At 38.6% G+C, this 17,602-nt stretch carries 13 protein-coding genes and 1 tRNA gene; 7 read left to right on the forward strand and 7 right to left on the reverse strand.

Features of this window, described 5'->3' with window-relative positions; translation table 11 throughout:
* Nucleotides 1-89: 89 nt before the first annotated feature.
* Nucleotides 90-929, reverse strand: coding sequence for a DUF1853 family protein (locus tag ACOV1Q_RS06260; RefSeq protein ID WP_424493536.1), 840 nt, complete (start codon nucleotides 927-929; stop codon nucleotides 90-92).
* Nucleotides 929-2,002 (reverse strand): AI-2E family transporter, encoded by a 1,074-nt coding sequence (locus ACOV1Q_RS06265; RefSeq protein ID WP_424493537.1) that lies wholly within the window; start codon nucleotides 2,000-2,002, stop codon nucleotides 929-931. Before ACOV1Q_RS06265 ends, ACOV1Q_RS06260 begins: the two co-directional genes overlap by 1 nt.
* A 167-nt stretch (nucleotides 2,003-2,169) precedes the next feature.
* Between ACOV1Q_RS06265 and ACOV1Q_RS06270 the strand changes: the two genes are divergently transcribed.
* Entirely contained in the window at nucleotides 2,170-2,955 is a 786-nt protein-coding gene (locus ACOV1Q_RS06270; RefSeq protein WP_424493538.1) for a tRNA pseudouridine synthase A, read from the forward strand.
* 83 nt (nucleotides 2,956-3,038) lie between these two features.
* Here the strand turns inward: ACOV1Q_RS06270 and recQ are convergent, their stop codons facing one another.
* The gene (recQ, locus tag ACOV1Q_RS06275; RefSeq protein WP_424493539.1) at nucleotides 3,039-5,144 is read right to left on the reverse strand and encodes a DNA helicase RecQ; all 2,106 of its coding nucleotides are present in this window, start codon (nucleotides 5,142-5,144) and stop codon (nucleotides 3,039-3,041) included.
* A gap of 189 nt (nucleotides 5,145-5,333) precedes the next feature.
* Between recQ and corA the strand changes: the two genes are divergently transcribed.
* On the forward strand, nucleotides 5,334-6,416 hold the full coding sequence (corA, locus tag ACOV1Q_RS06280; RefSeq protein ID WP_424493540.1) for a magnesium/cobalt transporter CorA: 1,083 nt from the start codon (nucleotides 5,334-5,336) through the stop codon (nucleotides 6,414-6,416).
* Nucleotides 6,417-6,463: 47 nt separating this feature from the next.
* Here the strand turns inward: corA and ACOV1Q_RS06285 are convergent, their stop codons facing one another.
* A complete protein-coding gene (locus ACOV1Q_RS06285) occupies nucleotides 6,464-6,931 on the reverse strand; it encodes a hemerythrin domain-containing protein (protein WP_424493541.1) in 468 nt (155 codons plus the stop codon).
* Nucleotides 6,932-7,154: 223 nt separating this feature from the next.
* On the opposite strand from ACOV1Q_RS06285, the gene ACOV1Q_RS06290 reads away from it, so the two are divergent.
* Entirely contained in the window at nucleotides 7,155-8,333 is a 1,179-nt protein-coding gene (locus ACOV1Q_RS06290; RefSeq protein WP_424493542.1) for a lactonase family protein, read from the forward strand.
* 103 nt (nucleotides 8,334-8,436) lie between these two features.
* Nucleotides 8,437-8,772, forward strand: coding sequence for a hypothetical protein (locus tag ACOV1Q_RS06295; RefSeq protein WP_424493543.1), 336 nt, complete (start codon nucleotides 8,437-8,439; stop codon nucleotides 8,770-8,772).
* Nucleotides 8,773-8,916: 144 nt separating this feature from the next.
* Here the strand turns inward: ACOV1Q_RS06295 and ACOV1Q_RS06300 are convergent, their stop codons facing one another.
* From ACOV1Q_RS06300 to ACOV1Q_RS06310, 3 genes are all read right to left on the reverse strand, one after another.
* The gene (locus ACOV1Q_RS06300) at nucleotides 8,917-9,828 is read right to left on the reverse strand and encodes a succinylglutamate desuccinylase (RefSeq protein WP_424493544.1); all 912 of its coding nucleotides are present in this window, start codon (nucleotides 9,826-9,828) and stop codon (nucleotides 8,917-8,919) included.
* Between the two features lie 15 nt (nucleotides 9,829-9,843).
* A complete protein-coding gene (locus ACOV1Q_RS06305) occupies nucleotides 9,844-10,893 on the reverse strand; it encodes a glutathione synthetase (RefSeq protein WP_424493545.1) in 1,050 nt (349 codons plus the stop codon).
* Between the two features lie 207 nt (nucleotides 10,894-11,100).
* On the reverse strand, nucleotides 11,101-12,972 hold the full coding sequence (locus tag ACOV1Q_RS06310; protein WP_424493546.1) for a peptidase MATCAP family protein: 1,872 nt from the start codon (nucleotides 12,970-12,972) through the stop codon (nucleotides 11,101-11,103).
* 274 nt (nucleotides 12,973-13,246) lie between these two features.
* On the opposite strand from ACOV1Q_RS06310, the gene ACOV1Q_RS06315 reads away from it, so the two are divergent.
* The 3 genes from ACOV1Q_RS06315 (at nucleotide 13,247) to ACOV1Q_RS06325 (ending at nucleotide 17,525) form a co-directional block, all read left to right on the forward strand.
* Nucleotides 13,247-13,320: transfer RNA gene (locus tag ACOV1Q_RS06315), tRNA-Arg, on the forward strand.
* A 786-nt stretch (nucleotides 13,321-14,106) separates the two neighbouring features.
* Nucleotides 14,107-14,886, forward strand: a complete 780-nt coding sequence (locus ACOV1Q_RS06320; RefSeq protein WP_424493547.1) for a GLPGLI family protein — start codon at nucleotides 14,107-14,109, stop codon at nucleotides 14,884-14,886.
* 35 nt (nucleotides 14,887-14,921) lie between these two features.
* Nucleotides 14,922-17,525, forward strand: a complete 2,604-nt coding sequence (locus ACOV1Q_RS06325; protein WP_424493548.1) for a hypothetical protein — start codon at nucleotides 14,922-14,924, stop codon at nucleotides 17,523-17,525.
* The last annotated feature ends 77 nt before the right edge of the window (nucleotides 17,526-17,602 follow it).

Here is a 17,602-nt window from a genome sequence, read left to right on the forward strand (position 1 = left end):
TACAAAGGAAAAGGAAGCAGACCACTCATAATTTTTCCTTAATTCATGCGGGTTTAGCCGTTAATTTTCTCTTAAGAAGATAGCTTAGATTACCACCAAACCACAAAGAAGCGCTGATAGTCTTGGGAGTTTTTTTTCATCCAGAGCAGGGGAGAACGTTTCTTTTCAATGAAAGTTTCCAGTTCTTCTTTTATTTCTGAATAGGAATACCAATCCGTCCCTTTTTCGGGTAGGGTAGGCCAATCTGGTTTTTTGGGAGAAAAGAATTGGTACGAACCAAAAGACTGGTTTGTGAAATCTTGATACCTAATCCAAACACCCTGAATGCATTCATTGTTGATAAGTGGAAGATGCTTACCCACTTTTTCCAGAGGAACAAAAAGATTGGCTTTAAAAAGCGCTTTTTGGATTACTTTTTCAGGATCTATTTCGAAATGTTTAAGTAGGGGTGCTGCTTCTTGCTTATAGAGTAAGGGGAATTGCCGGTTTTCTAACCTTAAAAGTTTTTTATGAAGGGAGTCCTTTTTATTGGGGCCAATCCAGCGATCTACTTCTTCGGGGAAAGTTGGGTCATAGAGATAAAATTTATAAACCACCTCTACGTGTGAAATTGCTCCGGAATTCCTGTTTTTCAGAATAAAATCGAACTCTCCCAAAGTGACTTTATCAGAAAACACCTGTACGTTCTCTGCTAACACATCTTCATCTGAAAAATGATCAAGATATATCCTTAAAAATCGTTCTATTCGTTTTCCCAGCACCATTGCAGGCGGAAATAGTTCTATCTGGAGTTCTTCAGCAGATATATTTTCATCAAGAACGTATTGCGAAAAAGATGACAAAGAATGATCCCGCCAAAGCGGCGGAGTTTTTAGGAATCCCAGAAACTGGTTTAAAAATGCCCTTTTTGATGCATATGTATTCTGCATTATTCTGAAGAATCGCCTTTACTCAACAAATATCCAAAAGGCTGAAGTGGACGTACGTGCAAAAGGATCACATTGATAATTGCCAAAATAGGGATAGATAAGACCATTCCTGGGACACCCCAAACCATATTCCCAATAATAACAGCAAGAATTACAAAGAAAGGATGAAGGTCAACCTGATCTCCCACCACGTAAGGCTCTAGGATATAACTTTCTACAAATTGCGCAATAGAAAAAGTCACAATAATACCAATTAATACGCCACTTTGGCCAGAAGTGAGATATCCAAATGCCATTGCCATTCCAAAGCCAATGATATTCCCAATGTATGGCACAAGGCTAAGGGCGGCCGCAAGAACACTTATAAGTATAAAATTACTCACCCCTGATATTCCGAGTCCAATGGAGTATAATACTGCTAAAAGGCCAATAAGAATAAGCTTTCCAACAAGGTACCTCTGAGTTACTTTGGCCGATTCTTCGATGACTTTTTTGACATCTTTCTGCCTTTTATCCGGAAATAGCTTTAAAAGGAATTTCTTAAACCTGTGTCTATAATTGAGAATGAAAAATATGTAGATAAAGGTGAGCAGGTAGTCTGCAAAAAAGCCCATTACCTGACTAAAAAAACTGGCTGCCTGTTGCCCGGGATTGGATGTTTTTCCTAAAAATGGAATAGAATTGCCTCCCTGGGACTGTTGCAGGTCCTTCTCCTGAAGCGGAGTATGTTCCAGCACAAAACTCTGCAGCTTTTCGATCTTTGGGTTCATGGTTTCCTGGATCTGAGGCCATTTGTCTACCACATTTTTCACCTGGAAGGAAACCAGGGCTACAAAACCTACAGAAACAAGAAATATTATGAAAGTATTGAGTAGGGAAGCCACAGGGCGGTTCATTACACCATTTTCCATCTTTTGAGATAACGGTACTACAAGCAGGGCAAGAATTATCCCCGCAGTAAGTGGAATAAGAAAAGATTTAGCTGCTGCGAGCCCCAGAAAGAAAAAGTAAAGAGCAATAATGACGAGAGTTGAATAAAAAAGTATTTTTTTGCCTTTAGTCATTTCTTCCATTTCTATAGAATTTGAAGAAGTGAATATACAAAACCTGTTGCCAAAAAGATGTAAGTAAAAGTTAAAGGAGGAGAGGGAAATCGTTAGATAGAACATGGAGAAAAGATATATATCCTGCTCTAAGTAATATTCAAAATCTCTTTACATTTGAGCAAATTAATTATTCTTTGCAACGACAACGTTACTATTATCTAATCGAAATCCAGTACCTGGGTTACCGTTTGCATGGCTGGCAACGTCAACCAGGTTTAAAAACCATAGAAGGGCTTATCAAAAAAACCCTGAAATTTATTCTGGAGGACACTCGCTTCAAGATTTTAGGTGCAGGCAGGACAGACGCGATGGTTTCGGCCAGCCAAGCAGCCTTTGAGCTTTTTATTGATGAGCAGCCTCTAAATGATCTCCACGATTTTCTTAAGGAATTCAACAGGAATTTACCGCAGGATATTAGAGCGTTGAAAATTAAAGAAGTAGATGAAAAGTTCAACATCATTCAGCATCCTAAAACGAAAGAATATGTTTACCTGTTCGCCTTCGGAAAAAAAAGCCATCCTTTTTGTGCTCCGCTGCTGGCCACTTTTCCTGAAGAACTCGACGTAGCACTCATGATGAAAGGTGCCTCATGCTTTGAAGGTTTTCATAATTTTAGAAACTATTGTACCAGGCCTACAGAACATACTATCGTGGAGCGGGAAATTACCAAATGTGAGATCGTCAAAAATGACATTATTACGGCAAATTTTTTCCCCGAAGAAAGCTACGCCCTTAAAATATGCGGAAAAGGTTTTCTACGGAATCAAATAAGGTTAATCATGGGTGCATTGGTACTTTTGGGGAGAAGTGAACTTGATCTTGAAGACATTAAACGCAGTCTTAAGGCCAAAACCCCTTACCCCATGACCTATATCGCCCCCGGCAGCGGATTGATCCTAAACAGAGTGGAGTTTGAATAATTAATTCCCTGTTTTCTTTGGACATTCCCAGAAGTTTTAAAGGCGGAGTCCACATTACGCATGAATATTCAAATATCTTCGCTCTAACTTTCTCTCTCTAAGATTGTCAAAGCCAGTCTTATCGTCCAGTAATCGATCGCCTCCTCAAAATGTTCGTAGTACGGCTTTAATGTATCGGGATCGTTCAAGGTCTTTCTGGCTTTTTTTATCGCTTTAAGATCGGCCGCGCTAACAAATCGATGCAAATCGATCTCTTCTCCAGAGTCATATAATTTTGCGAGGTGAGAATAAATTGTGGTGGCGGTAAGTCCACGTTTTTGAGCGATTTCCTCCACGCTCAATCCTTCTTGATACAATTCAAGTGTCACTTTGTGGGTTTTTCCCTTGGAAGTTTTCTTTTTCTCCCGTTTTTCTTTGCTAAAGGCAATGATCTCCTTAATGAACCTGTACCCATAATTCTGCATTTTCTGCCGTCCCACACCGTTTATCTGCATAAAATCTTCATCTGTCATGGGCCTTTCCTTTTCCATTTCCTTAAGAGCAGCGTCATTAAAAATCAAATAAGCAGGAATTTCCTCTTCTTTGGCAAGTTCCAGGCGCAGTTTTCGTAATCTTTCAAATAGGCTGTTCTTAGCAGCTTTTTCTTCTTTTTCAACTTTTTGTTCCTGAATATCAGCCAGGTTCACATCGGCCAGTCTTACTTTTTGATTTTCAAAAAGAACATTTCTGGCCATGGAAGTGAGCCTAAGCTTATTTTGATCATGAAAAGCAATTTCTATATGGCCAAGATTGATCAATTGAATTAAATACTGCTGCCAGTCGCGCCAGGAAATATCTTTAGCAATTCCATAAGTTTTTATCTGTTGATATCCTTTTTCAAGGATCACGGCGTTTTGGGCTCCCCGCAATACATCTATGACTACAGATATTGGTTCCTGACCCTGTAGGCGATAAATGGTGGAAAGTGCTTTTTGGGCAATGATAGTGCCGTCAAAAAATTCCGGTGGATTTTTACAAACATCACAATTGCCACAATCTTCGGCAATTAATTCTCCAAAATAGCTTAGCAGGATCTTTCTTCGGCAACTCAATGCTTCCGAATATTGTTTCATACGATCGAGCTTTGCCAGCTGCACTTCGGCATTTCCTGAATTCTGCGCAAACTTCTGAAGCTGCATCACATCGGCATAACTGTGAAAAAGTAAGGTAGCTGAAGGCAAACCATCTCTTCCGGCGCGGCCTATTTCCTGGTAATAACCTTCCAGGTTTTTTGGAAGGTTGTAGTGAATCACCCAGCGCACGTTAGATTTGTCAATTCCCATTCCAAAGGCGATCGTCGCACAAACAATTTTTTTCCTGTCATTGATAAAATCTTCCTGCACCTGCGAACGTTCTTCATTGGGCACTCCCGCGTGGTAGGCTGCGGCACTAAATCCCGCTTCCTGAAGTTTTTCTGCGAGCGACTCAGTGTTCTTCCGGCTAAGGCAATAGATGATTCCGCTTTCCTGAGGGCGCTGCTTCAAAAATGACAAAATCTGCCCGAATTTCTTATTTCCCGGCCGTACTTCAAGGCTCAGGTTCTTGCGATCAAAGGAAGCGACATGTTTTTTGGCGTGCGGAATATTCAGCTGATTACAAATATCCTTACGTGTAGCTTTGTCTGCAGTGGCGGTAAGCGCGATCATTGGCGTAGAAGGGAAGCGGTTCTTCAAATATCCAAGCTGCGTGTATGCAGGACGAAAATCATGGCCCCAGCTGGAGATACAATGCGCCTCATCAACAGCGATTAGGCTGATGTTTCCGGCAGAAAAGACAGCGTCGATATACTGAAGACTTTCCGGAGCGACGTAAAGCAGCTTTAATTCATTCTTCTGAAGTTTTGAAAAGATCTCCTGTTGTTCATTTTCAGATTGCGTGCTGTTCAGAAATGCTGCCGGAATTCCGTTGGCTGTCAACCCGTCAACCTGGTCTTTCATGAGGGCGATCAAAGGAGAAATGACCAGAGTTACGCCGGGTAAAAGAACGGCAGGTAATTGATAGCAGATAGATTTTCCACCGCCTGTTGGCATAATGACCATGTTGTCCTTTCCTGCAAAGACCGAATCTATGATCTTTTTCTGCAAAGGCCGAAAACTGTCATAGCCAAAATATTCCTTTAAAGTACCTAAAAGTTGTGCTTCCTGCGCCATTTTGCAAAGAAAAGAAACCTTGTTCAGCATACAAGTGAACAGGAGAAATTAAGAATAAACAAACAGTGATAAATTTTCAACAATTCCAGAATTAGAGGATATTCAAAAATGGCATTTTTAAATGGTTTTCTATATTTCCAGCTATTTGGCTAATCCTATTCTTCTTACTTTTACCTAAACTTATAATTTATGTCCAAAAGAAGGAGATATTTATCCAGGCGTCCAAAATCAACGAAAGCATTGAACCAGGCACCGGGAACGGTAACTTATGTAGGGAGAAAGGAAGACCAGGAAACCACCATTGAAGTCATAGATTACAACGCTGGCAGCTACGAACGTCACAGCAACCAAACGCCGGAATCCGCCTACGGATTTGAGGAAGAAAATAAAACTACCTGGATAAATATTAATGGCCTTAGTAATACTAAAGAAATTGAAAAACTTGGAAAGCTGTTTGAGCTACACCCGTTGATCATTGAAGATATAGTAAATACCAATCAACGGCCAAAAATTGATGAATACCAGGATTATTTTTTCATTGTTGCCAAAATGCTCTACTACAAATCTGACGGGGAACTTGAAAATGAACATATCAGCATTGTCTTTGGGAAAGATTATGTGATGACTTTCCAGGAAGCCGGCGGTGATGTCTTTGACGGCGTAAGGGAACGACTTTCCGGAGCTAAAGGGCGCATAAGAAGCCGTGGAGCAGATTACCTTGCATACGCTTTACTTGATGCCATTGTAGATAACTATTTTGTGGTGGTGGAAGAGATGAGCGACAAGATAGAAGTTATGGAAGAGCAGTTGCTGAGTGCACAACCCAGCGACGACATTACCTACGAGATCCAGGAGCTTAAAAGGACCATGTTAAGAATAAGAAGAGCGGTTTTTCCACTTCGGGAAGTGATAAGCCGTCTTGAAAAGGTAGACAACGAGCTCATCCAGGAACAAACAGTGAATTACATAAGGGATCTTTTTGACCACATTATTCAGGTTTCTGAAAATATCGATATCTACAGGGAAATGTCCTGGGGATTGATGGATATGTACATGACCACTATTAATAACAAGATGAACGAGGTGATGAAAGTGCTCACCATCATGGCTTCCATTTTCATTCCGCTAACGTTTATCGCCGGGATCTACGGGATGAATTTTGAATACATGCCCGAACTTCATTGGAAATACAGCTACTATGCATTATGGGGAATCATGTTCGTGCTGTTTGTTTTAATGCTCATATTCTTTAAAAAGCGAAAATGGATTTGATTGAAAAGCCACAGCCGGAATAGTATTTAAAAATGCCATTTTTAAAACTATTTCTTCCAGAATTGATCTTCCCAGTTATCGGGATCTGTAGGTGTCTTTTCCTTCAATTTGTCAGATATGTTGGAAAGAACGCTTTCCTGGGTTTGATGCTGAATTTCCTCAAAAAGTACTCTTTCTTCAAATCTTATATGATCTTCAAGCGCAGTAGCGATCTCGTTGACTGCCATTTCAGGATCATAATCTTTAGTAAACAGTGCTTCAAGGCGTTGATGTTCATTTAGGGCCTGCTTGCGCAAAGGATTTTGTTCCCCCAGCAGCGGGAAAATCTCTTTCTCCTCAAATGCAAAATGGGGAAGGAGTTGGGTTTCATAAAAGAAGGAAGCATAGCTTTTAATTCTTTCAGGAGAAATCCCTTTTTTGAGTCCTTCGCGTATCTTCCAGCACAACAATAATCCCTGGTGATGTTCTCTACTCAAAGGTTTAAGGCTGTCATGTCTTTTTAAAGGTTGGTTCATTCTTATTTTTTTGCGGTTTGGTAAATTCTTCTGAAACAGGTAAAAATTACAGGTTTTTCATGAAAAGAAATATCCGGAACACGAATTTCTGCAAAGGAAACTAAACTTTGTCTTTTTCTTAAGAGGATTCTTCTATGATTCTTGTCGGCCCGGCAGGTATTTTCAGAAGGTTGACATTGATGTGATTAAAATAAAACAGTACATTTAACAAAAATAAATTTTCATGAAAAATACCATTTTTGGAACTTTAGCAACATTGATGTTCCTTTCTTTTACCGCTTGTGGTGACAAACTAAGAGATGCCGAGAATGAAGCAGGCTTAGACTTCTTAACTTCTGAAAATGAAAATATGGAAACACTATTTGTTGGAACCTATACTAAAAAAGAGGGGCATGTAGATGGGCAGGCCAATGGTATTCTTAGCTTATACCGAAATCCTGAAACCGGGACACTTCATAAGGGGAAAACTGTTGCCGAAATTATTAATCCTTCTTTTGTAAAAGTTTCTGAAGATGGCAATTTTCTTTATGCTGTAAGTGAACTAGGTGAAAATGATGCCGAATCTGGTTTTATTTATTCTTTTAGGATCAATGAAAATGATTCATTAGAGCACGTTTCCAAGCTTTCTACCGAAAATTTTGCTCCAGCACATATTGAAACGGACCAAACCGGAAAATATGTTTTTGTATCAAATTATATGGGTGGTGTGGTTATGATGTACAGAGTGGGAGAGGACGGCGACCTTCAAACTCAACAAAGGATAGATCTTGAAAATCCGCAGGAGTCTCATGCACATTCGGTTACGATTTCAGATGATAATAAACACGCATATATCGCCGACCTGGGAAATGATAAAATCTGGATCTATGATCTTAATGCCGATGAAGGCCAATTAGCTGCGAATCCACAGCCTTTTGTAGCACTGGAAGAAGGCGCCGGGCCAAGACATTTCACCATCTCGAAAAAAGATAATTTTGCTTATTCCATCAACGAATTGAACAGCAGTATAAGCGTATTTAGAATTCTTCCCGGAGGCGGACTGGAGATCATTCAAAATATTTCTTCCTTGCCGAAGGCTTTTTCAGGAGATAATTCTGCAGCAGATATTCATTTGCATCCTTCCGAAGAATTCTTATATGTTTCTAACCGGGGACATAATAGTATTGCGGCCTTTGGTGTGGAAAGGATTACCGGTCAACTTGTGCCACTTCAGTTTATTTCAACACAGGGAAAAACTCCACGGAATTTTGCCATTTCTGAAGATGGAAAATTTTTATATGCCGCAAATCAGGATAGTAATTCTGTAACTACATTTAAGATTGAAGAAAAAACGGGAAGATTAGAACCGCTAGATGAACCTTTAGAAGTGATGACCCCGGTTTCACTCGAGTTCTATAAATAAGCATCAGGTTCTTAAAATATTAATAAATAGTGTCACTTTTAAATGGTTTAGAGGAATATTTTCCGTTTTAATCCTTAATTTTAGGAAAATCAAAACACACGATATGAAAAAGAAAATTTCAGCAATATTTCAGGCAGCTTTATTTCTAATCGTAATGGGTTGTGGGTCTACAGGAGACAGCGTTGAAAATGGAGATGTTTTGAGAAAAGGCTATAACACTCCGGAGAAATTCAATCCCCCTTCTGGAATCACTTTAGACGCTCAATCCTGTAAAAGCCCAATGATTGATCCCCGTAGCGGAATTTCTTTAACGATGGTGCGATCTTCGGAAGGTTACGCAGATTATGAGGTGCCAAACATGAATTATGGTGTGGAACGAGGTGAGCTGCTTAGGCTGAATTGTGCTACAGGAGAAGTAATAGGTATTGTAAAAAAATAAAAAGCATTACTTCTAAAAAGATAAGTTACTGGAATTTTTGTACTTTTAAAATAATATCGATATTCATAATTTGATTATTTAGAAAAAAGAGGCATGGATTTTAAATCCACTCCTCTTTTCATTTTAGGTTGTTGATGCTATTACTTAATTAGCTTCCTCAATTACGAAAAAGCCGTCATTTCCCTGAGATTGGTATAGGGGCATAAAAATTCGAGCATTCCATTTACTCTTTATCTCCTTCCCATCCTGTATTGCCAGTAATTGTCCTTCAGAAATTTTCTCGAAATTCTCGAAGCCCGGTTCCATTTTAAATTCTGAATTATCTTCAATACCATGTCGATATACGATTTTAAAGGTCTTCTGTCCGTCTTCAAATTTATCTTTAAATGTATCAATACATTGCGGATAACACGAAACCTCATTTAAATCAAGCATACATGCTTCTTTAAGAGCTAGCCAAATGATGGCCTCATGGTTGGCCTGGCTTGTTTTCGCGGTATGTTGCCCTGCTTCAAAAGTAAAACCAGTAATTTCCTGCTTGCTGAAATATTTATCTATAGAACCGTCTACGATGTCGCTAAATCCTCTTACTATATATCCCGGAAATTTGTGGGCGAAATCATCATTTTTGCCTACTTCCTGAACCGAAATGTATGGCAAACTATCTGAAGAAGTCGTGTGACAGTCTACGAAATAGCGTTCAGAAAATTTTTCTTTAGAATAATCTTCTAAAAGTTTAATGATCTCTCTCATTTCCTTTTGCTCGTGAGAATCTGGCTCTTCTTTTTTAAGATTTTTTTCTTTCCAGGTTCGGTTAAGATCTTCTTCAATAAATCTTTTACCTTGTTGAAGCGCCTTGTGATTTCCTGAAATTCCTATAAAAGTGCCTTTTATAGATGGATTATTCTTTTCAAGTTCAGCAAAAATAGTTTTTAAAGCATAGACGCCGCTGGGTTCATTTCCATGAACACCGGCCGTTACTAATAATAAAGGTCCTCCTTTTTCGCCTTCATATTTACCTATAACACGTGGAATATTCTGTAACTCCTCTTTCATATACTTTGTTCAATTTTAAACCATGGTTGCCAGAACCTGGTTGGAAATATTTCCTTTATACAGATTTTTGTATTCTACTTTTCTTTCAATCGCTTCAATAACAGTGTCTGAAAAATTCGGTAATCCAATCTCTTCAAAATGATCCATTCCTCCCGGACTTAAGACATTGATTTCTATCAATTTATCCTTTACAATATCCAGACCTACAAAGAACAATCCGTCACGAATGAGTTTTGGTGCAGTAATTTCGATGATCTTTTTCATATCATCTGTAAGCGGACTCTTATCTCCTGTGCCTCCCTGGTTAAAATTACTACGGAATTCTCCTTCTCCTGTAACTCTTTTGATGATACCATACTTTCCATCTTTTTCCATGACTCTGCCGTTCATAAGTAATACTCTTACATCACCCTCTTTTGCGGCAGGCAAATATTCCTGGGCGATGATGTATCCCTGAGCCGAAAGATTTTCGATAATCTGGTTGAGATTCTTTTCATTCTTGTCTATCAAATAAACATCACGCCCTCCTGAACCTTCCAGCGGCTTAAGTACCATCTTCTTTTTATGACTTTCAAAGAATTCCATGATTTCCTTTTTATCCCGGGTAATGATGGAATTTGGTTTGATGCTGGCAGGAAGTTCTTCAAAATACAATTTATCAATAAACGCATGTGAAAGTGCAAAAGCATCATTTAAAACCAGAACGCCCTGTTGTTGCATCATACGGCCAAAAGCGATTCCCGCCTGTTCTGCCCATTGCCGGGTAGAGCCTTCTTCTGTGGGATTATTCCGAATAAAAAGTACATCAAGATCTGTAGCGATAATTCTTTTCTTTTTTGCTTTTGAACTCTGCAGCGCATCAAGATACTCCTGTGGAGAACCGATTTCCGCATTTTTGGAAACATAGGTGCTGTTTATACTTAAGGGTTTTCCTTGAGCAAAATAAAAATCACCCACTCCCATTACGTATACATCATGTTTTCTCTTTTTTGCTTCATGCATAAGATAAACAGTGGTCCCGCAGGTCTCTGTTTCCACGTTATTAACTACAAAACATATTTTCATTTAATTGTTGTTTTAAAAATGGGATTTTACCCCGTTATTATTTCCGGAAATTTTTTCCGAATTTTATTAATCTAAATTATGGTCACCAGCGCGATGCTATCTGGCTAATGATGTGAATCTTTTTTCTTATTTCCTTCCATGAAATGCGGCAATCTTATTAGAAGGGTAAACCTGTCTCGTCCTGCCTTATCAATGAGGATATTTCATTTAGCTTATCATTTTAGACAGAGGTAAACCTTTCCTGATGGCCTGCAATTTCTCCTGTACGTTTTCGGTCAATAAATAGCTAGGTGTAAGGGTGGCAGGTTTTAAAATTTCCCTTTCGGTAAGCGCTTTTATGATGCCATTGTGCTTGAGCCCGAATTTACCGGCCAGCAAAGGTTCATAGCTGCCACCTTTTTTAAGATGCTCCCTGAGTTCTACCAATCCCTTTAGATAGATGATATCTTTTAAAAATCCCCCGCCCTGCATGATCCTGGAGGTGATGTTAAATGCCCTTTCTCCCGAAAAGCCGTGGTCTATCTTCAATAAACGGAAAATCTCTCTAAAATCTCCGCCATCAATAAGTGCTTTTCCTGCGACTACTCTGCCTGCAAGGGTTCTAAGCCTGTTGGCTGTAAGGCCATCCACAAGATATTCTGCCATTACGGCCAGTCCTTCCTGAAGGGAATCATAATCTGCCAGCCCTATGCTAAGTTGTTCCAGTGGCTGCCGTAGCCCGTTGTAATAGGTAAGAACATGCGTGCCAACTTCGTGTTGTATAAGAGCATTTGCTTCAACCCGATTCATTTTATAATCTGCAGGAACATATAACTCTCCATGCGAAACCATCATGATATTGACATCCCTTCGAATGTGGACTTTACCCTTAAAATTTTCATCCTGTTTTCTAAAATAGTCAAACTCCCTTCGTGCCAGACTACTAAATTCTCTGGAGTCTATTAGCTCTTCGTTTTCCTTTGGAACGGTTTCCGGAACCTCCTCCAGTAACTTTTCCGCTTCTGTACAAAGAAGGCGATCAATTCCCTTGTATAAAAGAATGCTGTTGTAAAAGAATTTTCGTGTTCCGCGCTCATTGAGCATAGTTATTTGTTGGTCCAGTTCTTCCCGCTTCTCTCTAAAAAGAAAAGACATGGCTGGGTCATCTATTTCATCAATACGAAGGTTGTAAAGTTCTCTTTTCAATACATCAGGATCAATGGGCAGCAACCTGTAATGATAATTGAGTAGTTTCTCATACTTGCTGTCAAAAAAAGTACTTTTAATCTCGTGTATATTTGAAGGAGAAACCAACCATAGAAACTGGTAAGATCTCTCAATCTGAGATAACTTTTTATCTATTTCGAAAACTTTGTCTTTAAGATGCTTTTGACCTAATGCAGCAGAACTTACCACTCCACTAGAGGTTTGGACTCTTATAAACTCAAATACTGTTTGGTGCAGTGCTTCAATGAAATTGTCTCTAAAACTTCTGAAGAATACAGGATATTCCTCACCTTCTGCACTCCGGTATACCGGAGGTACTTCCAGTCCCAGAAGTAAACATCCGGCACGTTTTAACTGCTCCACAGTTAATAATGCTGGTTCTCCTTCCCGATGCCGCCGCGTGGTGTCATGTATATTTGTTTCCTCCAGCGGGAGCATTTCATAGCTCGCATTAAGTTGATCCAGCTGCTTCTTAAACATATTTAAAGTCGCGGGTACTTTTGTTCCGGGGCCTTTGATGGTAAATTTATTACAACCTGTTTCTCCAGAAAATACCTCAAGAACAAGACAATTCTTAAACTTGGTAGACATTGCTTCCGAAAGTTGAAAAAGAAGATGTTGATAACCTTCAAAGTCTTTATTACCAATTATGAGAAAAGAAGCCTCACTTAATATCAATCTTATGGTAGCTTTATCTTTGTTTTCTTCCTGTAACCGGTATACCACTATATAGGGCAGCTCTTCACTCATGTGCAAATAACCTCCCCCGGGAAGATGACGGTCTAACTGACCTTCTTCCCCTAATTCCTGAATCATATTAGAAATGGAGACGTCACTGAGGGGTGCTAAATCATCTGTAGTGCTGACTTCCATAAAACCTTTAATTTTTTTTACAAGCTCAATCTTTTTTCTTGAAATCCTCTGAATTCAAGGCTTGTCTGCTTTCTTGTAAATGTAAAGGATTATAATTTTTTCACGGAATTTGACAGGAAGTCTTAGGGGAAAATTAGCATTACTTTAATACATATTTTAGAATAATGAAGTGCTTAAAGAAATGCCTTTTCTAGGGAAATATTTCTATGGAGAATAAAAGTTAATATTTTACTTGTAATTTCTGAAAAGCTGATTATATTTGCAACCGCAAAAAGGTCGCGTAGCTCAGTTGGATAGAGCATCTGCCTTCTAAGCAGACGGTCACAGGTTCGAATCCTGTCGCGATCACTTTTTAATATTTAGTTCCTGGTAAAACCCTTGATTTTCAAGGGTTTTTCTTTTTTGTGATATTCTCTTATAACTTAAAAAAAAGGGTTATTAGGGCAACAGTTCGTTCGACACTTTTTGTACTTTATTCTAAATTTTTTTATGTAGTTGATTAATTTTCGTCTAGAGAAGATTTTTCATCATAAGACGACAATTATGAAAACCATTTACATTTTTCACATCCTGTTTGCGGTCAACACTTCAAGCCTTAAAGGCAACAAGACTGACATTTATACACGAATCTTCCGAAACGGATAAAAGGTCAGCCTTAGCCTTTAAACGAAAGTAGACCCGCATCTCTATCGTTCTGGATAATTATACTGAAGATGTATTTCAGATCTCTTTTTCATTTTAGCATAATCTCTTTCCGAGGGAGCCTTCTTTTTGAGGTAACCCGAATAGCTTGATGTTTTTCCCGATTGGGCAACTGTGGCCGGGCAGGGGTTTACAGTGCCGGGTCAAACAATAACTGCAGCATACTTCCAGGTCTTTTACATGTATCCTATCATAGCAACAATGGCATTTAGGTACTTTTGGATCTTTTCATCCGGGGCCGGCAGATCTATTAAAAATAGATATAGAAAGAGACAAAATGTTAAAATTTGTCTGATTCTAGGCAACCCGTAAAATATGTACGGGAAAAAGTTTGATTTGCAATTGTGTAAATATCATCTTTTGGAAGATTATGAACAATATTCATAACTATACAGGTTGTGAATATTGTTGGAACCTTTAAAAAAATAGAACATGAATAAAATCATTCTTATTATTTTTACTTTAACAACATGCATCGGACATTCTCAGACCAATACCGGAACTGTCCATTATGGGGAAATCCAAAGCATGGGAATGGGGGCGCCTGTAGGGACTGATATGAGGGGGGTGCTTATTTTTGATAATACTAGGTCGTTATACATTACCAGACAGGATTCATTGGAAGGGGGGCACATCTCTGAACAAAGGAAATATAGTACTTCTTCAGGAGGAGGTTTTTCCAAAACCGTAAGTACAAATCAATTAGGTTTTCGATACTACAATGATTTGAAAGGGAAGAAATTTTACTCTCGCGATCTTGGTTTTATGTACGTGAAGGAAGAGACGCCTAAAATCCGATGGGAAATGAGCAAAGAAACAAAATTAATAGGCGAACACACGGCCAAAAAAGCAACTACAGAGTTTAGGGGAAGGAAATACACAGCCTGGTTTACAACTGACATTCCTCTTCCTTACGGTCCATGGAAGCTTCAGGGCTTACCTGGCTTGATTTTGGAAGCCTACGATACCAATAAAGAAATATACTGGTATTTTAAAACACTCGAATACCCATCAAAACATGGTCACCTGTTGAAACCAATAGAAAACAAAAGTGGTTGGGTAAACCAGCAGGAGTATGCTAAAACTTTATTTGAAGCCTGGAAAAATGCACAAGTCGGAGGTAGAATGGTGGCTGAGAGTATTGGAGTTTCAAGACAGGAAAGGCCAAATACGAGCATGTTAAGAACTTATATCGAAGATTTTTCAAGGTAGTTGTATTGGGAAAATTTTTAATCAGGGTTTATTTTATGCTGAGCGTAGCCACCTTGTGGTGCACTTCATCTATGGCTCAAACTTTGCAATTTACCGGTAGTGTCGTTAATCAGACCGATGCGCCACTTACGGGAGCTTCAATTATGCTTTTGGAAAATGAAAGAATTTTGGGCTATGATCATGCGGATGATTTAGGTCGTTATTCTATTGTTGTAGAAAAAAGAAATCTGCGTGAGGTAAGACTAGAGGTGAAGAGCATGAGTGTTAAAAATCAGGCGAAGACCATATCCCTTTCAGAACAAGTAGTATACAAAACAGATTTCCGTTTGGAAGAGGAAATACAAATGCTTTCTACCGTCGTTATAAGTCCCGATAAAAAAATTGAACTCAAAAAGGATACAGTTGTTTACAAGGTTTCTCGCTTTATAAATGAGACCGAACGGACTGTAGAGGATGTGCTTCAAAATATTCCTGGAATTGAAATTGATGAAAACGGGAATATAAAAGCCCATGGACAGAATATTCAAAAAATCCTCATTGAAGGAGATGATTTAGCAAATTCCAATTATAAAGTAATTTCCCAGAATCTTGATGCACAGGTATTGGACAAAGTGGAAGTGATCAGCAACTACGACGAAAATCCGGTACTCAAACAATTCTTATCATCAAATGCCAAAGTTCTTAACCTTAAATTAAAGGAGGACGCAAAATCTGTCATTTTCGGCAACATTGAAGCAGGTGCCGGAATCGATAATCGTTATCTCACTGATGTTAATCTGGGATTGATACGTCCTGAGATAAAATTTCTAGACTTGGGGAAAATTAACAATACTGGAAAGACTGCAGGAGACCAGTTGAATGATTATATTTTTGGACAACAGGGATTTCATGATTTCAATCAAAACTTCAAGATAAAAAATGATCCTCCCGTATACCTTACCGGATCTTCTATCATGTTAAAGGACCGATTCTACGTTGAGAATAACAGACTTGCGAATAACCTTCTTCTGAACAAAACTCTGAAAGAGAAAACCAAATTGCGTGCTTCCCTTTTCGTTTATAAAGATTTATTTGAAAAGGAATACAGCGGTGTATATGAGTATTTTATTGAACCTGAAAACATCTTGTTTACCGAAAGAAATACTTTTCATATTGATAACCGGAACTTCAGCAATGATATAGAATTTTCCCATTCCTTATCTAAAAATGATTTTGTTAACTTCAGGAATTCCTTACATATGCGGAATGACTGGACGCAAAACAGGATAATCTTTAATAATCAAGAGGTAATTGATCAGCACCTAAAGGACAGGAATGTTGACCTGGAAACCAATTTAAAATATACGCGAAAATTAGAAGGCGGTGCGGCTGTTTTTTACCTCTATTTTGGCAGCAAAAACCTGGAACAGAATCTCTCTATCTCTCCTAATACTATTGAAAATGAACAGACAACAGGTTCTGTTCTTCAGAGCTATAACGAGACCAAAATCGAATACCAGGGCTTTCAAACTGACTTAATTTTCAAAAAGAAAAGGTTATCGTATTCTTTTTCCGGTGGTATCCGCAATTTTTCGGAAGCTCTAAATTTTAAACTAGGTGCCGGGGGAAATAGGCCCGGATCCATAGATTCTCTTTCAAAACAAAACAAAGCGGTGAATTTAGCCTCAAATATAAAGTTCAAAAGTGATTATCAGATTTCTCCTGCCACTAATTTCAACATGAGCATTGACGCTGTTCACACCCATTATGACAAAAATGGAAAGACGAAAAATTTCTTATTTGTTAATTCTGATGCTAAATTTTCTACCCGAACAAAAATTGGAAACTTTAGGCTTGGCTACTCTTATGAATCAGAAATACCAAGACTTCGTTATTTCATTGACAATTATCTCGTTCTAAACTATAGAATGCTTCGTACAGGTGCCAGGGAGGTGGAAGAGATTTACAAGCATCGTTATGCTGCTGGATATACCTTTTCTCGTCCTGAAAAGCGCATTCTTTTCACTATTACTGTTTCCTATACAGCTTTTGAAAATCAACTTGTAACGAACAGCTATCTCTCCCGAGACCTCAATGTTTCCCGGTTCACCTACCAGGATGGCCAAAATTTTCTTCTGTTCAATTCTGGTTTTACAACTTATGTGGATAAACTTCATACCACTGTCAAACTTGGGCTAACTCATACCCTGTTTGAGAATCCTTCTGTGATTAACAATCGAGAGCTGGTGATAAGTAATCAAATGAGTAGTATTTATATAAGAGGCACTAGCTACTTTAAAGGAGCTTATAATTTCAAATTTTCGGCTACTGGCAGCATAAACAAGGGTAGGATTCAGGGGAATGAGGTAAGCAACCGCAGGTATAATGCCGAATTAGAAAATATTCTGAGGATTTCTAACAGGTTTTTCGGTAATTTCAAAAATGAATTTTTCCTGATCGAATCAGAGCTCTACGAGAGCAGTACAGTCGGCATGGAATATCGACCGATTCAAAGTGACTGGGTATTTGGTTTGCGAAGTCAAAACATTTTTAATACGAAAGAATATGTTTTTGCCAATGTAACCGATTATCAGCAAACCAATTTGATTTATAAAGCGGTCCCAAGGTACTTTTTATGTTATGCAAAAGTCAGGTTTTAAAACAGCACCGAATTTAAAAATATGTGACGAAAACTCTTTCCGTTACAAATTAGCGCAATCTTAGAGCCGAAAACGTT

Source organism: Salinimicrobium maris (assembly GCF_049680855.1).
GTDB lineage: Bacteria > Bacteroidota > Bacteroidia > Flavobacteriales > Flavobacteriaceae > Salinimicrobium.

Bases quoted from the DNA above. Each gene is read 5' to 3' on its own strand.
- ACOV1Q_RS06295 (WP_424493543.1), top strand. From the start codon at position 8,437: ATGAAAAAGAAAATTTCAGCAATATTTCAGGCAGCTTTATTTCTAATC.
- recQ (WP_424493539.1), bottom strand. From the start codon at position 5,144: ATGGCGCAGGAAGCACAACTTTTAGGTACTTTAAAGGAATATTTTGGC.
- ACOV1Q_RS06265 (WP_424493537.1), bottom strand. From the start codon at position 2,002: ATGGAAGAAATGACTAAAGGCAAAAAAATACTTTTTTATTCAACTCTC.
- corA (WP_424493540.1), top strand. From the start codon at position 5,334: ATGTCCAAAAGAAGGAGATATTTATCCAGGCGTCCAAAATCAACGAAA.
- ACOV1Q_RS06285 (WP_424493541.1), bottom strand. From the start codon at position 6,931: ATGAACCAACCTTTAAAAAGACATGACAGCCTTAAACCTTTGAGTAGA.
- ACOV1Q_RS06260 (WP_424493536.1), bottom strand. From the start codon at position 929: ATGCAGAATACATATGCATCAAAAAGGGCATTTTTAAACCAGTTTCTG.
- ACOV1Q_RS06325 (WP_424493548.1), top strand. From the start codon at position 14,922: ATGCTGAGCGTAGCCACCTTGTGGTGCACTTCATCTATGGCTCAAACT.
- ACOV1Q_RS06305 (WP_424493545.1), bottom strand. From the start codon at position 10,893: ATGAAAATATGTTTTGTAGTTAATAACGTGGAAACAGAGACCTGCGGG.
- ACOV1Q_RS06320 (WP_424493547.1), top strand. From the start codon at position 14,107: ATGAATAAAATCATTCTTATTATTTTTACTTTAACAACATGCATCGGA.
- ACOV1Q_RS06300 (WP_424493544.1), bottom strand. From the start codon at position 9,828: ATGAAAGAGGAGTTACAGAATATTCCACGTGTTATAGGTAAATATGAA.
- ACOV1Q_RS06310 (WP_424493546.1), bottom strand. From the start codon at position 12,972: ATGGAAGTCAGCACTACAGATGATTTAGCACCCCTCAGTGACGTCTCC.
- ACOV1Q_RS06290 (WP_424493542.1), top strand. From the start codon at position 7,155: ATGAAAAATACCATTTTTGGAACTTTAGCAACATTGATGTTCCTTTCT.